Source organism: Patulibacter ginsengiterrae (assembly GCF_056269115.1).
The window spans coordinates 551,249-571,872 of sequence record NZ_JBWDOG010000002.1 but is presented as its reverse complement, the minus strand read 5'-3'; the positions used below and the strand labels follow the sequence as shown (position 1 = coordinate 571,872).

Sequence of the window (20,624 nt, the reverse complement as noted above, 5' to 3'; positions counted from 1 at the left end):
CGCCGAGCGGGGCCGGCGGCACGCCCCCGGAGGCTCCGGGCGGCACGCCGCCGAGCGGGGCCCCGTCCGGCGACCAGGGCACGGCGGCCCCGTCCGGACAACCCGGCGCCGGCAGCGGCAGCGCGGCGACGACCCAGAGCGGCACCGCGTCCTGAGCGGCATCGTGGTGGCGGCGAACCCGGCCGGGTCGATGACCAGCCCGTCGGGGGACACGACCGTGTCTCGCTGGTAGCGTGACCGGCGCCGTGGTGCGTGCGTGCGCCCGTCCCCGATCAGGTCAGGAGATCGCATGTCCCGGAAGTCCCGTGCCGCCCTCGGCGGCCTCGGCCGCCGCGCCGACCGGTGATGGTGCGGCTCCTGGTCTCCTCGCTGGCCGGCGTCGCGATCGCGATCTGGATCGTCGTAGACGGCATCTGGTTCGGACCCAGCTGGCAGGTGATCGTCGGGGCGTTGCTGCTCGTCGCCCTCGCTCGCGACGTGTGCCTCGGCGTCGACGAGCGCTGCCGGGAGCAGCGCCGCCTCAGCGAGGGCCTGCCCGCGCACCCCGGGCGGGCGCCGGGAGACGAGCGGCCGACGCGGCTCGCCGGGCCGGGGCGCCTGCTGTTCGTGCTCGCCGCGTTCGCGCTGGTCCTCGCGGTGGCCAGCGGCGTCGGTCGGATCGTCGACCGCCGCATCGACTGCGACTCGTTCTCGTTCGACGCCGACGACGCCGCGCTCTGGGACAGGCCGGCGGCGCAGCGCGCCCGCTACGGCGACAGCTCCGCCCGCCAGCGGCTGGCCGACGGACTGGTCAAGTGCGGAACCCTCGACCACGCCGACCGAGCGAGCGTGCGGGTCCGGCTCGGAGCGCCCGAGTACCCGGCCGGGGGCCGGTCCTGGCACTACACGACCGGTCCCAACCGCCGCTCCGGCGGGTGGTTCCAGACCGACCCCGAGAGGCTGATCGTGAGCTTCGACGCCGCCGGTCGGGTCACGGGGCTGGAGATCTACCCGTCCTAGCACGGCGTCGATGGTCGAGCCACCCGCGGGAGGGCGACGGCCTGGATCCGGTGGCCGGATCCGGGTGAGGGCTCGGGCGTCGCCGAGCCGATCCGGGCCAGATCGGCACTGATCCGGCACTGTCTGCCGGGGTCGCCGAGCGTACGGTCGCCGGGTGCCACGCCCTGCGCTGTTCCTGCTTCCCGTCGCGCTCGTCCTGGCGCTCGTCCCGACGAGCGCCAGGGCCGCGATCCGCCACACCACGCCGACGGCCAGCAGCGCGGCCATCTGCAGCGCTGCGGCGCCGTGCTCGCTCCGCAAGGCGATCGTCAGCGCGGCACCGTTCGACGAGGTGGTGCTGGCACCCGGGACCTACACCGAGACCGCCGAGATCCTCGGATCTGTCGCGGGGCTCGAGATCCACGGCCAGCTCGGCCAGCCCGCGCCGAAGCTGGTCACGGACTCGTTGCCGACCGCCTACGGGATCCAGCTGCTCGGTGGCCTCAGCCACGTCCACCATCTGCGGTTCGAGACGATCGGGGCGACGGCGCTGTCCGTCCAGACGGGGTCGACCGTGGAGGACGTCACCGTCAAGGCCGGCGCCGGCTCCCTCCAGGGGATCGTCGTCGTCGGCAGCGGCAGCCTGCGCAGCACCGTCCGTGACGTGCTGGTCGAGGCGCCGGGACTCGCCTTGTTGCTGTGGAACGCCAACGTCGACGTGCGCAACGTGACGCTGCTCGCGCCGTACGGCATTCGGGTCTTCACGGTCGTCGCCGGTCGCGACGTGACGGTGCGCAACACGCTGATCTCGGGCCCGTCCTCCGGCCAGTCCGAGGCGATCTCGCTCGACGGGACGGTGGCCACCGCGCTCGACATCGACTACAGCCGGGCCGTCTCCCACGGGGGTTCGAACCCCAGCGGCAGCTACCTCGCCGGCAGCCACAACATCACGGCGGCCCCCCAGTTCGCGGCCGCGAGCGGGCGGCCGGCGGCGGGCTCGCCGACGATCGACGCCGGCAAGGTCGACTTCCTGACCACGGCGGTCGACCCGGACGGGACGGCCCGTCCGCTCGGGGACGCGGTCGACATCGGGGCCTTCGAGTTCCGGACGCCGCAGGTCGTGTTCACCGGCGGCGCGACCGCGGTCACCCACGACGGGGCCGACCTCAACGGCACCGTCGACGCCAAGGGCGGGGTCTCGTCCTGGCGGTTCGTCTACGGCCCGACCACGGCCTACGGGTCGGCGGGACCCGTGGCCCCGTACACCGGCGCGCCGGGGCCGCACGGCGTCACGGGCCCGATCGGCGCAGCGGGTGGGCTGGCGCCGCTGCTGCCCGGCACCACCTACCACTTCCGGCTGGAGGCGACCAACGCCTACGGCGCGGTCGTGGTGGGGGAGGACCACAGCTTCGTGACCGCCGCCGCTCCGGTGGTTCCCGGCCCGCCGCCGGGGACGCCGGGCGAGACCCCGGGCGGGCCGACGGGCGCCGCTCCTCCCGGTGCGCCGCCGACCACCGCCCCGCCGCGGACGCCGTCGGTCAAGCCCGTGGTCTGCCGGGTGCCGGCGTTGCGCGGGAAGCGCCTCAGCCAGGTGCGTACCGCCCTCCGCCGCGCCCACTGCGCGCTCGGCCGCGTCCGTCGCCAGGGCAAGCGGCGGCTGGTCGTCCGCACCCAGACGGTGCGGGCGGGGAAGCTGCGGGCAAAGGGGACCCGCGTCGGGGTCACCCTGGCGCCGCGTCCCCGCGCTCGCCGGAACTGAGCGCAGGCTCCGGGGCGCACAACCGATCGTTGTTTCGCCGATTGATCGGTTGTTTGAATCGCGGGCGCTCAGCAGCGATAACCAGTCCGTGTTCTACGACCCGCTGTGCCTGTTGCCGTTCGCTCCGTCTCCGGTCGGGAGCGACGACCGGCATCTGCGCGAGCTCGAGGCGCGGGCGCGGATCGCCGAGCTGCTCGTCCGCTACTGCCGGGCGGTCGACGCGCGCGACCCGGAGGCGGTCGCCGGCGTCTTCCTCCCGCAGGCCGAGATCGCCTACGACCTGATCGAGCGCGACTTCGCGACGGCGGAGGAGTTCGGACGCGTCGCCGTCGCCGGGCTCGCGGCGACGGAGACCACCCACCACGCGCTCGGGCACGGCGAGATCGAGGTCGACGGGGGCCGGGCGACCAGCCGGGCCTCGGTCACCGCGGAGCACCTGCGGGCCGGCAGCGGCTGGACCACGATCGGCGGCCACTACGAGGACCAGCTGGTCGAGACCCCGGCGGGCTGGCGGATCGCCCGACGCCGGTTCCGGGCCGCCTGGATCGGCGACGGTCGCCTGGGTGCCGCCGCCGAGAGCGGCGGGCCGGTGCTCTGGCTGGCCGGTCCTCAGCTCACGCGGCGGACGACGATCGCCGCGCGGTAGGTGGTGCAGGAGCGCATCTCGCCCTTGTTGCTCTTGCAGCCGGGACCGCGCTTGATCGTGCGGTCGAACGGGACCTTGTCACCGGGGGACAGCCGCTCGATCTGGCGGGCCGCTCCGGCGAAGCGGGTCGCCTTCAGCTCCGGCTGCGGCGACCCGAGCGGCACGCCGCGGGGGATCCCCGCCGAGCAGTTGCGGAGGATCACCTCGCTCGGGGCGCGTCCCTGGAGGATCAGGGTGCCCCCGCTGAGCGTCGCGCCGATCGAGCCCTCGCCGGCCGCGGGCTCGCAGCCCTTGTTGCCGACGATGTCGGGGATCGGGTCGCCGCAGACCCCGAACTCGCTCAGCGGCCCGCACGGCATGCACTCCGGGGTCCTCCCGACCGCGTGGATCCGGTAGTCGATCTTGCGGCGGACGTTCATGCTGGCGACGCCGGAGCCGGTCATCCCGCCGACCGCGCCGACCCGGGGGACCCGCCGCAGCTGGAACCCGCCCTTGGCGTAGACGCGAGCGTGGACGGTTCCGTCGGCCTCGGTCCAGGCCATGCACGGCTTCGGGTGGCCGATGCCGCGGTACGTCCAGTTCTCGGTGGCGGTCATCGCCGCGGTCGCGCTGTAGACGGCACCGGCGGCGGTCGCGGCGTGGACGCCGACGGCGGCAAGCAGGAGGGCGACGAACAGCAGCAGGGGGAGCAGGCCGCGCCGAAGTCGGGGCGCTACGTGGGCGTGAATCGACATGCTCGCCACGATCGGGGATCCCGGCCAGTCCTGCATCGGGGAACTCCCCACGTTCGCCCGGTGGCTGACGATGGGGTGCGGCGGCGCCCACGCGGGTCGCTCATGGAACGCTCATAGAAGGCTCCCCTTCTTCGGCTACCCTTACTCGCGGTCGTCCGTCGGAGGCCGTTCTTCCCCGCCCCGATGAGGTCCCAGCCCATGCGTCTGCTCTCCCGCCGTCTTTCCTCCCTGGGCGCGGTCCTCGCCCTCGCGGTCCCACTCTCGGCCTGCGGGTCGGACTCGGACTCGTCCTCCTCGACGACAGGCGCCTCGGGGTCCTCGGGCGGCTCGGTGACCCTCTACAACGCGCAGCACGAAGACCTGATGAAGCTGATGACGGACGGCTTCACCAAGGAGACCGGGATCAAGGTCCAGGTCCGCAACGGCAGCGATCTGGAGATGGCCAACCAGATCGTGCAGGAGGGCAAGGCGTCGCCGGCCGACGTCTTCGCCACCGAGAACTCGCCCGGGATGACGCTCGTCGACAACGAGAGCGGCTTCGCCAAGCTCGACGACGCGACCCTGGCCCAGGTGCCGAAGCAGTACCAGGCGAGCAACGGCCACTGGACCGGGTTCGCGGCCCGTTCGACCGTCTTCGTCTACAACACCGAGAAGCTGACGACGAGCGAGCTGCCGAAGTCGCTGATGGACCTCGCCGACCCGAAGTGGAAGGGCCGCTTCGGCTACTCCCCGACCGGCGCGGACTTCCAGGCGATCGTCAGCGCGGTGCTGGAGCTGAAGGGCGAGGCGGCGACCGAGGCCTGGCTCGAAGGGCTGAAGCAGAACGCGGTCGCGTTCCAGGGCAACAGCACGGTGATGAAGGCGGTCAGCGACGGCAAGGTCGAAGGCGGCGTGATCTACCACTACTACTGGTACCAGGACCAGGCCGAGGCCGGCGACAACAGCAAGGACACGAAGCTGCACTTCTTCGGCAACCAGGATCCGGGTGCGTTCACGAGCGTCTCGGGGACCGGGGTCCTCGCGTCGAGCGAGAACCAGGCGAACGCGCAGAAGCTCGTGCGGTACCTGACGGGCAAGAGCGGTCAGCAGATCCTGGCGGACTCGACCGCCCTCGAGTACCCGCTCGGCAGCGGCGTCGCGGCCAACGAGGTGCTCACGCCGCTCGCCGACCTCGACGCGCCGAACGTCGACGTCACCTCGCTGAACAGCCAGAAGGTCATCGATCTGATGCAGGGCGCCGGGATCCTCTGAGCGTCGAGCCGGTCACCCGTGGGGTCGGCGGGCGCGCGGCGGCGCGGCCCCGCCGACTGCGGCGACCGCCGCTGGTGGTCCTGCTCGCGATACCGACGGTCGCGCTGACGCTGATCCCGCTGGGCTTCGTGATCGTCTCGGCGGCGAGCGCCGGGGCCGGTGAGCTCTGGGAGCTGCTGGTGCGTCCCCGCACGGGCGAGCTCCTCAGCAACACCGTCCGGCTCACGGCGGCGGCGATCGCAGCCGCCGCGGTAGTCGGGACGGGCGCGGCCTGGGCGGTCGAGCGCACGACGCTCCCCGGGCGACGGCTGCTGCACCCGCTGCTGGTCGCGCCGTTGGCGATCCCGGCCTTCGTCAACAGCTACGGCTGGGTCTCGCTGTCGTCCTCGATCGATGGCTTCGACGGCGCCCTGCTGATCGTGACCCTGTCGTACTTCCCGTTCGTCTACCTGCCGGTCTCCGCCTCGCTGCGCGGGCTCGATCCGGCGCTCGAGGACGTCGCGCGGTCGCTGGGCCACGGCCCGGTCCGGGTCTTCGTCCGCGTGGTCCTGCCGCAGCTGCGTCCGGCGTTGCTCGGCGGCTGCCTGCTCGTTGGCCTGCACCTGCTGGCGGAGTTCGGCGCGCTCCAGATGCTCCGCTTCCCGACCTTCACGACGGCGATCTACGACCAGTACCAGTCGACCTTCAGCGGTCCGGCGGCGTCCGGCCTGGCGACCGTGCTCGCGCTCGGCTGCGTGATCCTGCTGACCGCGGAGCTGTGCGTCCGGGGCGACCGTCGCTACGCGCGCGTCGGCGGCGGTGCCCGTCGCACGGCCGATCGCGTGCGGCTCGGCCGCGCGACCGTCCCGGTGCTGCTGACCGTCGGGGCGCTTGTGGTGCTCGCGCTGGGCGTGCCGCTCGGCAGCCTGGTGCGCTGGCTGATCGTCGGGTCCTCGACCGCGTTCCCGGTCGGCGAGCTGGCCTCGGCGGCGGGCACGACCGCGCTGCTGGCCGCGATCGCCGCTCTGGCGGCGACGTTGCTCGCGCTGCCGGTCGCGTGGCTCAGCACGCGGACGCCGAGTCGGCTGGGGACGATCCTCGAGCGCAGCACGTACTTCGGCAGCGCGCTCCCGGGTATCGTCGTCGCTCTCGCCCTCGTCACCGTGACCATCCGCTACGCCAACCCGCTCTACCAGACGACCGCGATGCTCGTGGCCGCCTACGCGATCCTGTTCCTGCCCCGCGCGATGATCGCCCAGCGGGCGGCGATCGCTCAGGCGGCGCCGGTCCTCGAGGACGTCGCGGCCTCGCTCGGCGTCGGTCCGCTGGGCCGCTGGCGACGGGTCACGCTGCCGCTGATCGCTCCCGGTCTCGGGGCCGGGGCGGCGCTGGTCTTCCTCGCCGTGGTGACGGAGCTGACCGCGACCCTGCTGCTGGCCCCGATCGGCACCACGACGCTGGCGACGAAGTTCTGGAGCGCCAGCTCGAGCGTCGCGTACGGGGCGGCAGCGCCCTACGCGGCGCTGATGGTCGTGATCTCGATCCCGGCGACGTTGCTGCTGACGCGGCGGGCCGAACGGGCGACGATCGGATGAGCGCGCTCGAGATCCGCGGGCTGCGCCGGACGTTCGGGGACACCGTCGCGCTCGACGGCGTCGACCTGGAGATCCCCGAGGGCACGCTGACGGCGGTGCTCGGTCCGTCCGGGTGCGGCAAGACGACGCTGCTGCGGATCGTCGTCGGGTTCCTGCGGGCGGAGGCCGGGACGGTGCAGATCGCCGGGCGACTGGTGACGGGCGACGGGCGCCACGAGCGCGCCGAGCGCCGCCGCGTCGGCTACGTGCCGCAGGAGGGGGCGCTCTTCCCCCACCAGACGGTGGCGGCGAACATCGCGTTCGGGCTGCCCCGCCGCGAGCGGGGCCTGCGGCACCGGGTCGACGAGCTGCTGGAGCTCGTCGGCCTCGAGTCGTCGTTCGCGAGCCGGCGCCCCGACGAGCTCTCGGGCGGCCAGCAGCAGCGGGTCGCGCTCGCACGGGCGCTGGCGCCGAAGCCGTCGCTGGTGCTGCTCGACGAGCCGTTCGCGTCGCTCGACGCGCGGCTGCGCGAGAACACCGGCCAGGCGGTCGGCGAGGTCCTGCGCGAGACCGGTGCGACCGGGTTGCTGGTCACGCACGACCAGGCCGAGGCGCTGTCGCTGGCGGACCGGATCGCGGTGATGGACGCCGGCCGGATCCTCCAGCACGGGGCGCCGCAGGACGTCTATGCCGAGCCGCTGACGCGGACGGTCGCGGACTTCCTCGGCGGGACGGTGCTGCTGCCGGCCGAGGTCCGGGACGGGGTCGCGACCTGCGCGCTGGGCCGGCTGCCGGTGATCGCTCCCGTTCCTCCGGAGGCGGACACGGTCCTGGTGCGACCCGAGCAGCTCGAGCTCGTCGCCGTGAGCGCCGAGGGGAAGGCGGACGAGGCCGGGACTGGCCCGCGAGCGCGGGTCGCGGCGATCCACTTCTTCGGTCACGACGCCGACGTGCAGCTCCGGCTCGGCGACCGGCTGATCGTGGCGCGGCTGGTCGGCACGGACCTCCCGGCGGTCGGGCAGGAGGTCGGCGTCCGGGTCCGCGGCCCGGTGCGCACGTTCGGGCCCGGTCGCCCCGAGACGGTTCGCGCCGGCGCCGGGGAGCGCTAGCCGGGTCGGCGGTCGGTGCTCGCCGCGGCGTACCGCTCGGCCAGCTCGGCGCAGGCGGCCCGCAGCTCGGGCGGGCCGAGCACCTCGATGTCGGCCTCGAAGGTCCCGAGCAGCGCGGCGAGGCCGACCCACGACCAGGCCCCCAGCGTGACCCGGCAGCGGGTGGGGGCGAGCTCCTCCACGATCGCCCCGCCCGGGGCCCAGCGGGCGACGACGGCGGCGGCGACGTCGAGGATCGCCTCGCCCCGGCACGGCCAGTGGTCGAGGGTCTCGCCGCGGTCGCTCTGGTGGGTGACGAACGTCGTCACGTCGGGGCCGGGCAGCTCGCGCGGGGTGAAGTGGATCCCGCTGCGGTCCCGCGGGGTCAGACGATCGACGCGGAAGGTCTGCCAGGCCTGGCGCTCGAGGTCCCACGCGACCAGGTACCAGCGACCGGCCCAGACCACGAGATGGTGCGGCTCGACCCGTCGCGACCGCGCCGTCGCGGGGCCGCCCTCGTCGCTCGCGTCCGGCGCGTAGTCGAACCGCAGCAGCTCGTGCCCGTGGACGGCGGTGGCGACCGCGAGCAGGACCTCGGGATCGACCTGCGGTGGGTCCATGTCCCAGTCGTTGCTGATCGAGGTCACCTGCACGGCGTCGACGCGGTGATGCAGCCGGGTCGGCATCACCTGACGGACGGTGGCGAGCGCCCGCGCGGCCGCCTCCCCGAGGCCCATCACCGTCGTCGGAGCGGTCTGCAACGCGACGGCCACGGCGATCGCCTGGTCGTCGTCGAAGACGAGCGGCGGCAGCTTCGTTCCGGCGTCCAGACGGTAGGCGGCACCGGGGCCCTTGGTGCCGCGCACCGGATAGCCGAGCTGGCGGAGCCGGTCGACGTCGCGACGGAGGGTCCGCGGGCTGACCTCCAGCCGCTCGGCCAGCTCCGGTCCCGGCCAGGCGCGACGCGACTGGAGGAGGGAGAGCAGGAGCAGCAGTCGCGCCGACGTCTCAGCCATACGACGCATCTTCCTCCGAGTAGCGGTCACTATGTGGCCGTCACTCGTGGAAGGCTGCGCCCATGACCCCGTCTCCCGTCGCCAGCGACGGCGCCAGCCTCCGTCCAGCCGAGGCCCCCGATCCCGACGTCGTCTCCGGCCGCGCGGCCCTGATCGCGCTCGTCGTGGTCCTCGTCGCGGCGTTCATGGAGCTGCTCGACGCCACGATCGTCAGCCTCGCCGCCCCGGCGATCGCCGACGACCTCGGGGCCAGCGAGGCCGCGCTGCAGTGGACGCTCGCCGGCTACACGTTGGCGCTCGGCGCGGGCCTGATCACGGGCGGCCGGATCGGCGACCAGTTCGGTCGCCGCCGGGTGTTCCTGCTCGGGCTCGCCGGCTTCGCCGTGGCCTCCGCCGCCTGCGGCCTGGCGCAGAGCCCGGAGACCCTGATCGCCACGCGCGTCCTCCAGGGCCTCGCCGGCGGCCTGATGGTCCCGCAGGTCTTCGGGATCATCCGCTCGTCGTTCGCCCCGGCGGAGCGGGCGAAGGCGTTCGGCGCCTACGGCGCGGTGCTCGGGATCGCCTCGGTCGCCGGCCCGCTGCTCGGTGGCCTGCTCGTCGACGCCGACCTCTTCGGCCTGGGCTGGCGGACGATCTTCTGGGTCAACCTGCCGGTCGCGGTCGTCGGGCTGGTGCTGGGGGCGCGGTTCCTGCCGGAGTCGACCGCGACCGAGGGCACGCGGCTGGACCTGCCGGGCGCGGCGCTGGCCGCGCTCGCGGCGGTGCTGGTGATCCTGCCGCTGGTCCAGGGCCGCGAGTGGGGCTGGCCGTGGTGGGGCTTCGTCCTCCTGGGGCTCTCGGCGCCGACCATCGCCCTCTTCCTCCGACGGGAGCGCGGGCTCGTCGCCGGGGGCGGCCAGCCGATCCTCGACCCGGCGCTGCTGCGGGTGCGGGCGTTCGGCAGCGGCCTGGCCGCGTCGGTGCTCTTCATCGGCTCGATCGGCTCGTTCTTCCTCTTCCTCTCGCTCTACCTCCAGCTCGGGACCGGCCGTTCGGCGTGGGAGACGGGCCTGGTGATCCTGCCGTACGCGGTCGGCTCGACGATCATGTCCGGGGTCGGCGTGCGGTTCGCCGCGCGGGCGGGCCGGACGATGCTCGCCAGCGGCGCGCTCGTGATCGCCGTGTCCCAGGCCCTGCTGCTGGTGATCGTCCGGGACGGACCGGATCCGTCCTACTGGTTGCTGGCGTTGCCGCTGTTCCTCGGCGGCCTCGGCCTCGGGCTGACGGCGCCGTCGTTGGTCAACGTGATCCTGGCCGGCGTGCCGGCGAAGGACGCGGGCGTCGCGGGCGGGGTGCTGACGACCGTCGACCAGGTGGGAACGGCGGCCGGCGTGGCGATCCTCGGCGTGCTCTTCTTCGCCGACCTCGACGCCTCGCTCGCCGACGGTGCGGGACCGCTGCACGCCTACGGCGACGCGTTCGCGGCGATCCTCCCGTGGCAGATCGCGTTCTACGTCGTGGCGGCCGGGCTGATGCTGCTGCTGCCGAAGCGGGCCGCCGCCGACTGGGGCTAGCGGCTGGGCGAGCCGGTCGTCTCGGGCGTTCCCGGGCACGCCACGCGGCGTACCCAGCGCCGCCGCGGCCGCCCGCCCTCACCTGCCGCGGGTGACGAGCGCTCACCCCGTGCCGGCCGAGGCTGGCGGTCCGGGTCGTGACCGAGGAGACAGGTTCGATGGTTGATCGTGATCGGGTCGCGCTGGCGGCCGAGGCGTACGTCTACGGATTCCCGCTCGTCTTCGACATCGAGCAGATGCTCCGGTACGTGCAGGAGGGGGTCGGGGTCCAACCGGCCGCGCCGTTCAACCGCTTCTCGCACGGCACCCAGCTACCGGGCGCCCGGGACCGGTTCGTCTCGATCAACAACGACACGATCTACTCGCTGGCCCAGGTCGACCTCGGGGCCGGGCCGCAGCTGCTGCACCTGCCCGAGATCGGCGAGCGCTACGCCGTCTTCCAGTTCGTCGACGCCTGGACCAACAACTTCGCCTACCTCGGGACCCGCGCGACCGGCACCGCCGCGGCGACGTACCTGCTGACCCCGCCCGGCTGGGAGGGGACCGCTCCGGACGGGGTCCGGCAGATCGCGTTCCCGACCCGGGTCGCGACGATCGTCGGGCGGCTCGCGTGCGACGGCGAGCAGGACCTGCCGGCGATCGCGGCGCTCCAGGCCCAGCTGTCGCTCGAACCGCTGGCCGGGGGCGAGCGCTACGGCGAGGGCGTGCCCGATCCCGCCGAGGAGGTGCCCGACGCCCTGGTGCTGTTCGAGCGGATGCGGGTCTGGATGGCGGCCTTCCCGCCGCCGCCGGCCGACGTCGCCTACCAGCAGCGATTCGCGCCGCTCGGGCTGCTGGAGGCGACCTCGCCCTACGTGGCGGCGCCGGAGTCGCTGACCCGGACGCTGACGGAGGGGGTCGCGGAAGGCCGGCAGCGGCTCGAGCAGGCGCTGCGCAGCGCCACGCACCCGAAGGTCAACGGCTGGGCGACCGCGCTGCACGCCTTCGACTACAACGTCTCGTTCTTCGAGATCGGCACCGTCAACGCACCGGAGTGGCGGATCGACGACCCGGCCACGGCGCGCGTCGCGCGGGCGATCGCCGCGCGCGGTGGGCTCTGGGGCAACCACGGCTACGAGGCGGCCTACTTCTTCGTCTACGAGGACGACGCCGGCGAGCAGCTCGACGGCCGCCGCCGCTACACGTTGCGGTTCGAGCAGTCGCCGCCGTGCCGGGCCTTCTGGTCGGTGACGATGTACGACCTGCCCGACTACTACATGGTCGAGAACCCGATCGACCGCTACTCGATCGGCGACCGCACCGGCGGCCTGCGGTACGCCGCCGACGGCTCGCTGACGATCGTGATCCAGCACGAGCCGCCGGACGACCAGCGCAACTGGCTGCCGGCCCCGGCCGGCGAGTTCCGGCCGATCCTGCGGATGTACCTGCCGGAGCAGTCGGTCCTCGACGGGACCTACCGGCTGCCGCCGGTCGAGCGGGTGGGGTAGCCGCCGGGGTGCCGTGTCGACGGCGGTCCCGGGCTACGCCGCGGCGGTCGCGAGGCCGCTGAGCTGCAGCGCCTCGTCGTCGCCGACCGCCGGAGCGAGCGCGGCGTAGAGGAGGTGCGGCAGCAGCTGGCCGATCTCGGCGGCGTGCCCGTCGGCGATCCAGCAGCCGACCAGCCCGCCGATCCCGCCGGCAGTCGCGTAGGCGATGATCTCGGACGGGGTCTGATCGCCGGGGCGCCCACGGGTGAAGAGCGCGGCGAACGAGACGTAGGCGTCGTCGATCTTCTCGACCGCCTCACGGCCGGCGGTCAGCGCGTCGTTGGAGCCGAAGCGGGCCAGATCGGTCTCGTGCTCGACGAACGCGGCCCAGGCGCCGAGCCCGGCGCGGATCGCGTCGGACCAGCTCTCCTGTCCGGAGGCGGCCTCCCAGGTGGAGGTGAAGAGCCGGCCGAAGGCATGGTCGTAGGCGGCCGTGAACGCGGCCTGCTTCGACGGGAAGTGCTGGTAGAAGGTCCGCATCGAGATCTGCGCCTCGGCGGCGATCGCGGGGATCGTGGTGCCGGCGTAGCCCTCGCGGGCGGTCAGCTCGAACACGGCCCGCAGGATCCGGTCGCGCTGGTGGGGCACGACGAACTGGCGCGGCAGCCGCTGGGTGTTCCGCGGCAGCGGCTGCGCGCGTGGGGCGCGGGGCCTCGCCGGCTCGCTCGGGACCGGGGGACGGGGAAGCGGCAGCGGCGTGGCGGTCCGGTAGTGGGCGGCCCAGCCGGCCAGCTCGGCGGCGACGCCGGGGAGGCTGCGCGCGCGGCCGGTGCGGAGACGGTGCTCGAAGGCCTGGAGGGCACCCGCGGCGACGACGGCGACCGACGGTTCCGAGAGCCGGCCGTCGTCGGGCACGCCGTCGATCGCCTCGGCGAGCAGCGCCTGCAGCCGGGCGACCAGCGCACGACGGTACGGGGGACCCTCGGCTCCGGCGCTGAAGACGTCGACGAGGACGAGCGCGCCGTGCTTGGGGCGTGCGGCCAAGCGGCGGGCCAGCGGGACCAGCACGCCGGCGACGGCCCCCTCGACGTCGGTCGGCGGCTCGCGTGCTTCCCGGAGCGCCGTCCGAACGGCGTCGCAGGCGTCCTCGACGATCGTGTCGCAGGTGCTGAGCAGCAGCTCCTGCTTGTTCTCGTACTGCGCGTAGAGGTCGCGGGAGGCGACGTGGGCCCGCGCGCAGATGTCGCGGATCCGCGTCTCGGCGAAGCCGCTCTCGGTCACGACCTCGACGGTCGCCTCCTGCAGGCGCAGGCGATGGACCCGACCGCGGTCGTCGGGGGTGAGTGCGCTGCGGCCCCGCGGCAGTCGGGAGTTGGAGGGCGAGGGGTCGGGCGCCATCGGCAGGGCAGACGATACGGAGCGATCGGGCTCCGGGGAGCGTCTCCGGAGGGCAGCAACCGCCCGTTTGGCGGGGGATTACCGCAGATTCGAAGCCTATCTGCTGCGACGGCCCAGCAGATTGAGGCTGGGCCGTCCTCGGTGGATCACAGTGAACTCCAGCCTGACCACAGATCGACCGTTCGGTCGATCTGGGGGTCTCGTTGCCCGGGTGGCGTCGGGGGGGCGCCGACGCCGTGCCGGCCGCCGAAGCTCGTCCGGCCCCGGTGACGATCCGCGCCGGACCGGTAGCGTGATCGGGCGAACGCATGAGACTGGTCGACGCCCTTCCCAACGAGCCGAGTGCCGACGCGCTCTACGACGCGTTCATCGACTGGGCGACGCACGAGGGGCTGAACCTCTACCCGCACCAGGAGGAAGCGGCGATCGAGCTCTTCTCCGGCGACAACGTCGTGCTCGCCACGCCGACCGGGTCGGGCAAGTCGATGGTCGCGATCGCGGCCCACTTCGCCGCGCTCGCCGACCGCCGCATCAGCTTCTACACCGCGCCGATCAAGGCCCTGGTCTCGGAGAAGTTCTTCGCCCTCTGCACGATCTTCGGGGCCGAGAACGTCGGGATGCTGACCGGCGACGCGTCGGTCAACGCCGACGCCCCGATCATCTGCTGCACCGCCGAGGTGCTGGCCAACATCGCGCTGCGGGAAGGCCCGCGCGCGGACGTCGGCCAGGTCGTGATGGACGAGTTCCACTACTACGCCGACGGTCAGCGCGGCTGGGCCTGGCAGGTGCCGCTGCTGTGCCTGCCGCAGGCGCAGTTCCTGCTGATGTCGGCAACGCTCGGCGACGTCAGCAAGATCGCCACCGACCTGACCCGCCGGACCGGCCACGAGACGGTCCTGATCGACGACGCCGAGCGGCCGGTCCCGCTCACCTACTCGTGGTCGGTCGACCCGCTGCACGAGCTGCTGGAGGAGCTGGTCGGCGCCGACAAGGCCCCGATCTACGTGGTCCACTTCACCCAGGCGTCGGCGATGGAGCGCGCCCAGTCGCTGATGTCGGCCAAGCTCGTGACCCGCGAGGAGCGCGACGCGATCGCCGAGGCGCTGGGGGCCTTCCGCTTCACCGCCGGGTTCGGGAAGACGCTGTCGAAGCTTGTCCGGAGCGGGATCGGCGTCCACCACGCCGGGATGCTGCCGCGCTACCGGCGGCTCGTCGAGCAGCTCGCCCAGACCGGCCTGCTGAAGGTGATCTGCGGCACCGACACGCTCGGTGTCGGGATCAACGTGCCGATCCGGACGGTCGTCTTCACCGCGCTCGCGAAGTACGACGGCACCAAGCACCGGCTGCTGAAGGCCCGCGAGTTCCACCAGATCGCCGGCCGCGCGGGACGGGCGGGCTTCGACACCTCCGGCTACGTGGTGGTGCAGGCGCCCGAGCACGTGATCGACCGGACCCGCGCGCTGGCCAAGGCCGGCGACGACCCCAAGAAGCGGCGCAAGGTCCAGACCAAGAAGCCGCAGGACGGCGCGGTCAGCTGGACCGAGGAGACCTTCGAGCGGCTGAAGGGCGCGACCCCCGAGGCGCTCGTCTCGCGGATGCGGGTCGACCACTCGATGATCCTCAACGTCGTCAACCAGCCGGCCGACCCGGTCGAGACGATGCGGGCGCTGATGGAGGACAACCACGAGGACGAGCGGGGCCGCGAGAAGCTGACCGAGCAGGCCCAGGCGCTCGGCGACGAGCTGGTCGGCGCGGGCGTGCTGGAGTGGCTGCCGGAGCCCGACGAGCACGGCCGCACGCTGCGGCTGGCCGTCGACCTGCAGGACGACTTCGCCCTCAACCAGCCGCTGGCGTCGTTCGCGCTGGTCGCCTTCGAGCTGCTGAACCAGGAGGCCGAGACCTACGCGCTCGACGTCCTGTCCGTGGTCGAGGCGATCCTCGACGACCCGTTCCCGGTCCTGATGGCGCAGGCGAACAAGGAGCGCGGCGAGGCGATCGCCGAGATGAAGGCGGAGGGGATCGAGTACGAGGAGCGGATGGAGCTGCTCGAGCAGGTCAGCTACCCGAAGCCGCTGGGCGAGCCGCTGCTCGACGCGCTGCGGACCTACCGCGAGACGCACCCGTGGGTCCGCGAGTCCGACCTCTCCCCGAAGTCGATCGTGCGCGACATGCACGAGTGGGGGCGGACCTTCACCGAGTTCATCTCGCACTACGGCCTGATGCGCTCCGAGGGCCTGCTCCTGCGCTACCTCAGCAGCGCCTACCGGGCGCTCCGTCAGACGGTCCCGGAGGAGGTCAAGACCGAGGAGCTGGAGGAGATCATCGACTGGCTCGGCGAGACCGTCCGCCAGACCGACTCCAGCCTGCTGGACGAGTGGGAGGCGCTGACCGACCCGGAGTCGGTCGAGCGGGCCTCGGCGGCGCTCGCGGCCGGCGAGCCGACCCCGCCCGCGCGGCCGATCACCGCCAACGACCGCAACTTCACGGTGATGGTCCGCAACGCGATGTTCCAGAAGGTCCGGCTGGCGTCCCGCGATCGCTCCGCCGAGCTGGCGCAGCTGGAGGCGGCCGCGGCCGCGCTCACCGATCCGCCGGGGAAGATCGCGATGCGGGCCCCGGCGTGGGAGGCCGCGCTCGACGCCTACTGGGAGGAGTACGAGTCGATGGGCGCCGGCCCGGAGGCACGCTCGCCCCAGCTGCTGACGATCGACCGTGATCCCGGGCCGACGGCGACGCCCGGGGCGTCGGCCGACGGCCGACGCCGCTGGCTGGTCCGTCAGGTGATCGACGACCCGGAGGACGACCGCGACTTCGCGATCGTGGCCGAGGTCGACCTCGACGGCTCGGACCAGGCGGGCGAGCCCGTGATCCGGACGCTCTCGTTCGGGCCGGGCGGTCTCGGGAGCTGAGCCGACTCCGGCGGCGCGTCGTTCGGCGCCGGTCGGTGGGCCGGTCGGGGCGTTCTGGGGTCACGAAGCGTCGGCTGTCGGGCAGTGGGATCAATCTGCGTCGGATAGCGAAGCGGAATGACCCCGGTTGGCGCGGCCGACGCGAAATGACCCCGGCCGGGTGCGGGTCCGCCATCCGTTCGGGGGGCCTGCCGACCCGATTGCGACAGCTGTCAAACCCGGCGCGCGAGAACTGGCCATCTGGGGCTGGGTCCGCCGGAAACCTACCCGTAGGTTGGTCGGATGCGATTGGTCGAGCGGTACGTCGAACCCGAGACGCCGAAGGGCACGCGATGAACGGGCGGCCGACGACCGGCGCCGACCGGAGATACCGCGAACGAGTCGACCGCCTCGCCGACCGGATCGCCGACACCGGGGCGACGGTCGCCGTGGTCGGCTCCGCTGCCGGGATGGCCTATCTGACCGGCAGCGCGTTCGAGCCGCTCGAGCGGTTCTTCGGCCTCGTGGTTCGTCCCGGCCGTGATCCGGTCCTGATCGTGCCGCGGGTCGACGCCGCGCTGGCCCGGGCCAACCCGGCCGGGATCGTGGTCGAGGAGTGGACCGAGCCGGGCGGGCCGGCGGCGGCGCTGGCCCGCGTGATCGAGCCTGGCGACGTCGTGGGGATCGAGAAGCGGACGCTGACCGTCGCCTACGCCGAGCTCCTGCAGGAGGCCGGCGGCACGGCGACGTTCATCGACGTCTCGCCCGAGATCGACGGGCTGCGGCGCCGCAAGGACGAGCACGAGCTGGCCTCGATCCGCGCGGCGAGCGCGGCGATCGACGGGTGCATGGCGGCGATGCCCGAGCTGCTTCGTCCCGGACGGACCGAGTTGCAGATCGCCGTCGAGATCCGTCGTCTCGCGCTCGACTTCGGCGCGACCGTGGTCTACCAGCCGATCGTGCTGACCGGCGAGCGGGCATCCGATCCCCACGCTCCGCCCGGCGACGCCGTCCTGACCGAGGGCGAGACGGTGCTGGTCGACTTCGAGTGCAACGTCGGCGGCTACTACGCCGACTGCACCCGCAACTTCGTGCTCGGGGAGCCACCGCCGCGGACGCTCGAGCTGCTGGCGGTCGTGGCGGAGGCAGCGACCGCCGCTCGCGCGATGGTCGCGCCCGGGGTCACCGGCGACGCGGTCGACGCCGCGGCTCGCCGGGTGATCGCCGCCGCCGGGTACGGGGACGCGTTCGTCCATCGCACCGGCCACGGCCTGGGCCTGGACGCCCACGAGGCGCCGTTCCTGGCCCACGGCGACGAGCAGCGGCTGGAACCGGGGGCGGTCGTGGCCGTCGAGCCCGGCATCTACCTGCCCGGCGTGGCCGGGGTCCGGATCGAGGACGTCGTGGTCGTGACCGACGACGGCGCAGAAGTGCTGACGACATCCAACCGAGAGCTGGTCCCGTGCCCGATCTGAGCCGTACCCCCGCGTCCGTGCCGCCCGCCCACCCGATCGTGTTCTCGCCGCAGGAGCGCGAGCGGCGGCTGATCGAGGTCCGCGCGGCGATGGCCGAGGAGGGACTCGACGCGCTGCTGGCCTTCTCGCTCCCCGACGCGCCCGGCGCCGTCAGCTACCTGACCGGCTACGAGCCGGTCTTCGAGTTCGCGTGGTGCGTGGTCACCGAGACCGCCTGCGAGCTGGTCGCCGGCGCGTTCGAGTGGAACCACACCCACGGCCGCGCGTGGCTCGACCCGGCCCATGTCCATCACGCCCGCGACGCGCTGGCGACGATCGACCGGCTGCTGGGCGGGGCCGCCCGCGTCGGCGTCGCCAACGCCGACTGGATGCCGGGGATGTTCTCCCAGCACCTGCGGCCGTGGGAGCCGGGCGGCCGCTACCGGCCGACCGCGCTGCTGGACCGGATCCGGCTGCGCAAGAGCGACGAGGAGGTCGCCGTCCTGCGCTCGTCGGCCGCGATCACCGACGCCGGCGTGCTCGCCTTCCAGGCCGGCATGGCCCGCGGCGGGATGACCGAGATCGAGCTGGCCTCGGAGATCGAGCAGGCGATGCGCGCGGCGGGGCTGGAGCGGTTCTGGTTCCCGATCGTGCTCGGTGTCGGCGCCGGCTCGCTCGACCCGACCGTGATGCCGTCGATCCGTCAGATCGAGCCCGGCCAGATCGCGATGCTCGACTGCGCCTGCCGCCATCACGGCTACTGCACCGACATGGCCCGCGGCGCGATCGGCGGCGAGCCGACGCCCGAGCAGCTGCGGATGATGGACACCGTCGAGCGCTCGTACCTGGCGGCGTTCGACCGGCTGCGGGTCGGCGAGCGGACCGAGGCCCCGCACGACGCGGCGGTCGCGGTCGTCGCCGAGGCCGGCTACGACTACATCCACGACACCGGCCACGGGATCGGCGGCGACGTGCACGAGGGGCCGATCATCGACGCCGGCGTCGAGGAGGGCTACTTCGAGGCCGGGATGGTCGTGGCCGTCGAGCCCGGCATCTACCTCGAGCGGCTCGGTGGCCTGCGGATCGAGAACACGATCCTGATCACGGAGGACGGGCCGGTCTCCCTCCACGCGGCCCCGCTGACCAGCTGGTGAGCCGCGGGGGTCGGGCCGTGCGCCCGACCCCCGCCGCCGCGGCTCAGGCCGCGGCCGGATCGGGACGGAAGGCGAGGCCCTCGATCTCGATCCGCGCGCCGAGCACGAGCCCGGAGACCGCGACCGTCGCGCTGGCCGGCGGTCCGTCCGGGAAGCGCCGGCCGCGAACGGCCGCGAACGCCTCGAAGTCGGCGATGTCGATCAGGTAGACGTGGAGCTTGACCAGGTCGGACAGCTGCGAGCCGGCCCGGCGCAGGAGCGCGTCGAGCTGGTCGAAGATCAGCTCCGCCTGGGCGGCGACGTCGCCGTCGATCACGCCGGTCCGCGACGCGTCGAAGGCGACCTGCCCGCCGATCTGCATCCAGCTGCCGGGACCGGTGATCGTCACCAGCTCGCTGAAGCTGCTGAAGGTCGACGGGATCCGTTCGACGGGCATCCGCTACTCCCGCCGGGTCGGCTCGTGGGCGGCCAGGACCTGCGCCGCCGTCTGGAGCGCGGGATCGAAGCGGTCCGCGCGCCAGACGTCGATGTCGGTCAGGCGCGAGGCGCCGTGGACGATCCGCTCGGCGACGACCTTGCCCCAGCCGGGGGCGTGGATCACGCCGGCCTCGTTGCAGCCACCGCAGACGTGCAGGCCCTCGAGCCCCTCCAGCGGACCGAGGATCGCGCGACCGTCGACCGTGTGGCACGGCGCGCCGTGGCCGACGGTGTAGGCCGGGTGCATCAGCTGGGGGACCGCGCTGGCGGCGCGGGCGCCGGCCTCGCGCTGCTCGCTGACGCCGTCCAGCCGCAGCTGGTCGTAGCGCTCCGGCGGCGGGTCGTCGACGAGCATCAGCCGCGATCCGCTGTGGTAGCGGATCCCCCAGAGCATCCCGCCGCGCTCCTCGCGGGCCCAGATCCACTGGTTGCCGTCAGCGGCGTAGCCGGCCAGGAACAGCGACGGGATCGTGCTCGGCACGCCCTGCGGCTCGGTCACGATCCGCGAGACGATCAGCCCGACCATCGGCAGGAACCGCCCGTGGCGGGCCAGCAGCTGGTTGGTCCACGAGCCGGCCGCGAGCACGACGTGGTCGGCGGAGACGGTCCCGTGCAGCGTCTTGACGCCGGTCACGCGCTCGCCGTCGATCAGCAGCTCGGTGACTGGGGTCCGCTCCAGCAGCCGGCCGCCGCGGGCGATGAACTCGCGCCCGAGCGCCTTGGCGGCGTCCCCGGCGGAGAGCTGCGCCCACTCGGGGTCGAACAGCCCGCGGGTGATCTCGCGGCCGCGGACGACGCCCTGGGTCAGGCGCTCGACCTCGTCGGGCTCGATCGCCACGCGGTGGCCGCCGGCCTCGTGCTCGGCGAGCCCCCGCAGCTGGTCCCATGCCTGCTCGTCGCGGGCGACGAACAGCGCGCCGTCCTGCCGGAAGCCGAACTCCTGGCGGGTGGCGACGTCGCGGTAGAACTCGAGGCTGTAGCGCTCGACGGCCAGCTCCTCCGGGCCGAGCAGGCCGCTGTAGCCGGCCGCGTACGACGGGCCGATGAAGCCACCGCCCGCAGCGGTGGTGCCCTGCACGATCCCGTCGCGCTCGACCAGGGTGACCTGGCCCGCGCCCTCGGACAGCAGGTGGACGGCGGTCGAGAGCCCGAGGATCCCGCCGCCGACGACCACCACGTCTGCACTGTCGTTCATCGGGTCTCCTGGTG

The 20,624-nt window shown here is 73.5% G+C and carries 16 protein-coding genes; 11 read left to right on the top strand and 5 right to left on the bottom strand.

The window, feature by feature from the left end:
- Positions 1-345 precede the first annotated feature (345 nt).
- The 3 genes from ACVUH9_RS06035 (at position 346) to ACVUH9_RS06025 (ending at position 3,383) form a co-directional block, all read left to right on the top strand.
- The gene (locus tag ACVUH9_RS06035; RefSeq protein ID WP_475754924.1) at positions 346-999 is read left to right on the top strand and encodes a hypothetical protein; all 654 of its coding nucleotides are present in this window, start codon (positions 346-348) and stop codon (positions 997-999) included.
- Positions 1,000-1,153: 154 nt separating this feature from the next.
- Positions 1,154-2,737: a choice-of-anchor Q domain-containing protein gene (locus tag ACVUH9_RS06030; protein ID WP_475754922.1), complete on the top strand. Its 1,584-nt coding sequence runs from the start codon at positions 1,154-1,156 to the stop codon at positions 2,735-2,737.
- Between the two features lie 88 nt (positions 2,738-2,825).
- Positions 2,826-3,383: a nuclear transport factor 2 family protein gene (locus tag ACVUH9_RS06025; protein ID WP_475754920.1), complete on the top strand. Its 558-nt coding sequence runs from the start codon at positions 2,826-2,828 to the stop codon at positions 3,381-3,383.
- Here the strand turns inward: ACVUH9_RS06025 and ACVUH9_RS06020 are convergent.
- Positions 3,347-4,117 (bottom strand): hypothetical protein, encoded by a 771-nt coding sequence (locus ACVUH9_RS06020; protein ID WP_475754918.1) that lies wholly within the window; start codon positions 4,115-4,117, stop codon positions 3,347-3,349. The two genes, ACVUH9_RS06025 and ACVUH9_RS06020, sit on opposite strands and share 37 nt — an antisense overlap.
- A gap of 198 nt (positions 4,118-4,315) precedes the next feature.
- On the opposite strand from ACVUH9_RS06020, the gene ACVUH9_RS06015 reads away from it, so the two are divergent.
- The 3 genes from ACVUH9_RS06015 to ACVUH9_RS06005 all read left to right on the top strand — a co-directional run bounded on the left by ACVUH9_RS06015 (position 4,316) and on the right by ACVUH9_RS06005 (position 8,030).
- Positions 4,316-5,368, top strand: a complete 1,053-nt coding sequence (locus ACVUH9_RS06015; protein WP_475754916.1) for an iron ABC transporter substrate-binding protein — start codon at positions 4,316-4,318, stop codon at positions 5,366-5,368.
- A gap of 74 nt (positions 5,369-5,442) precedes the next feature.
- The gene (locus ACVUH9_RS06010) at positions 5,443-6,942 is read left to right on the top strand and encodes an ABC transporter permease (protein WP_475754914.1); all 1,500 of its coding nucleotides are present in this window, start codon (positions 5,443-5,445) and stop codon (positions 6,940-6,942) included.
- Positions 6,939-8,030 (top strand): ABC transporter ATP-binding protein, encoded by a 1,092-nt coding sequence (locus tag ACVUH9_RS06005; protein WP_475754912.1) that lies wholly within the window; start codon positions 6,939-6,941, stop codon positions 8,028-8,030. Before ACVUH9_RS06010 ends, ACVUH9_RS06005 begins: the two co-directional genes overlap by 4 nt.
- On the opposite strand, the gene ACVUH9_RS06000 is transcribed toward ACVUH9_RS06005, so the two are convergent.
- Entirely contained in the window at positions 8,027-9,025 is a 999-nt protein-coding gene (locus tag ACVUH9_RS06000) for a helix-turn-helix transcriptional regulator (protein WP_475754910.1), read from the bottom strand. The genes ACVUH9_RS06005 and ACVUH9_RS06000 overlap by 4 nt on opposite strands.
- A 62-nt stretch (positions 9,026-9,087) precedes the next feature.
- Between ACVUH9_RS06000 and ACVUH9_RS05995 the strand changes: the two genes are divergently transcribed.
- Complete coding sequence (locus ACVUH9_RS05995; RefSeq protein WP_475754908.1) at positions 9,088-10,578, top strand: MFS transporter; 1,491 nt, start codon at positions 9,088-9,090, stop codon at positions 10,576-10,578.
- Positions 10,579-10,736: 158 nt separating this feature from the next.
- A complete protein-coding gene (locus tag ACVUH9_RS05990; protein WP_475754906.1) occupies positions 10,737-12,065 on the top strand; it encodes a DUF1254 domain-containing protein in 1,329 nt (442 codons plus the stop codon).
- Between the two features lie 33 nt (positions 12,066-12,098).
- On the opposite strand, the gene ACVUH9_RS05985 is transcribed toward ACVUH9_RS05990, so the two are convergent.
- Positions 12,099-13,442 carry a TetR/AcrR family transcriptional regulator gene (locus ACVUH9_RS05985; RefSeq protein WP_475754904.1) on the bottom strand — a complete coding sequence of 448 codons (1,344 nt, stop codon included), beginning with the start codon at positions 13,440-13,442 and terminating at the stop codon, positions 12,099-12,101.
- A 308-nt stretch (positions 13,443-13,750) separates the two neighbouring features.
- Here ACVUH9_RS05985 and ACVUH9_RS05980 point away from each other — a divergent pair, with 308 nt between their 5' ends.
- The 3 genes from ACVUH9_RS05980 to ACVUH9_RS05970 all read left to right on the top strand — a co-directional run bounded on the left by ACVUH9_RS05980 (position 13,751) and on the right by ACVUH9_RS05970 (position 18,938).
- On the top strand, positions 13,751-16,351 hold the full coding sequence (locus ACVUH9_RS05980) for a DEAD/DEAH box helicase (RefSeq protein WP_475754902.1): 2,601 nt from the start codon (positions 13,751-13,753) through the stop codon (positions 16,349-16,351).
- A 332-nt stretch (positions 16,352-16,683) separates the two neighbouring features.
- Entirely contained in the window at positions 16,684-17,805 is a 1,122-nt protein-coding gene (locus ACVUH9_RS05975; protein ID WP_475754900.1) for a M24 family metallopeptidase, read from the top strand.
- Positions 17,806-17,822: 17 nt separating this feature from the next.
- The gene (locus ACVUH9_RS05970) at positions 17,823-18,938 is read left to right on the top strand and encodes a M24 family metallopeptidase (protein ID WP_475754898.1); all 1,116 of its coding nucleotides are present in this window, start codon (positions 17,823-17,825) and stop codon (positions 18,936-18,938) included.
- A 43-nt stretch (positions 18,939-18,981) separates the two neighbouring features.
- Here the strand turns inward: ACVUH9_RS05970 and ACVUH9_RS05965 are convergent, their stop codons facing one another.
- Positions 18,982-19,374, bottom strand: a complete 393-nt coding sequence (locus ACVUH9_RS05965) for a RidA family protein (protein ID WP_475754896.1) — start codon at positions 19,372-19,374, stop codon at positions 18,982-18,984.
- 3 nt (positions 19,375-19,377) lie between these two features.
- A complete protein-coding gene (locus tag ACVUH9_RS05960) occupies positions 19,378-20,610 on the bottom strand; it encodes an NAD(P)/FAD-dependent oxidoreductase (protein ID WP_475754894.1) in 1,233 nt (410 codons plus the stop codon).
- Between the last annotated feature and the right edge of the window lie 14 nt (positions 20,611-20,624).

Coding starts and splice junctions, on each gene's coding strand:
- ACVUH9_RS06005 (WP_475754912.1), top strand. CDS start 6,939: ATGAGCGCGCTCGAGATCCGCGGGCTGCGCCGGACGTTCGGGGACACC.
- ACVUH9_RS06035 (WP_475754924.1), top strand. CDS start 346: ATGGTGCGGCTCCTGGTCTCCTCGCTGGCCGGCGTCGCGATCGCGATC.
- ACVUH9_RS05990 (WP_475754906.1), top strand. CDS start 10,737: ATGGTTGATCGTGATCGGGTCGCGCTGGCGGCCGAGGCGTACGTCTAC.
- ACVUH9_RS06020 (WP_475754918.1), bottom strand. CDS start 4,117: ATGTCGATTCACGCCCACGTAGCGCCCCGACTTCGGCGCGGCCTGCTC.
- ACVUH9_RS05975 (WP_475754900.1), top strand. CDS start 16,684: ATGAACGGGCGGCCGACGACCGGCGCCGACCGGAGATACCGCGAACGA.
- ACVUH9_RS05965 (WP_475754896.1), bottom strand. CDS start 19,374: ATGCCCGTCGAACGGATCCCGTCGACCTTCAGCAGCTTCAGCGAGCTG.
- ACVUH9_RS05995 (WP_475754908.1), top strand. CDS start 9,088: ATGACCCCGTCTCCCGTCGCCAGCGACGGCGCCAGCCTCCGTCCAGCC.
- ACVUH9_RS06000 (WP_475754910.1), bottom strand. CDS start 9,025: ATGGCTGAGACGTCGGCGCGACTGCTGCTCCTGCTCTCCCTCCTCCAG.
- ACVUH9_RS06015 (WP_475754916.1), top strand. CDS start 4,316: ATGCGTCTGCTCTCCCGCCGTCTTTCCTCCCTGGGCGCGGTCCTCGCC.
- ACVUH9_RS05985 (WP_475754904.1), bottom strand. CDS start 13,442: ATGGCGCCCGACCCCTCGCCCTCCAACTCCCGACTGCCGCGGGGCCGC.
- ACVUH9_RS05960 (WP_475754894.1), bottom strand. CDS start 20,610: ATGAACGACAGTGCAGACGTGGTGGTCGTCGGCGGCGGGATCCTCGGG.
- ACVUH9_RS05980 (WP_475754902.1), top strand. CDS start 13,751: ATGAGACTGGTCGACGCCCTTCCCAACGAGCCGAGTGCCGACGCGCTC.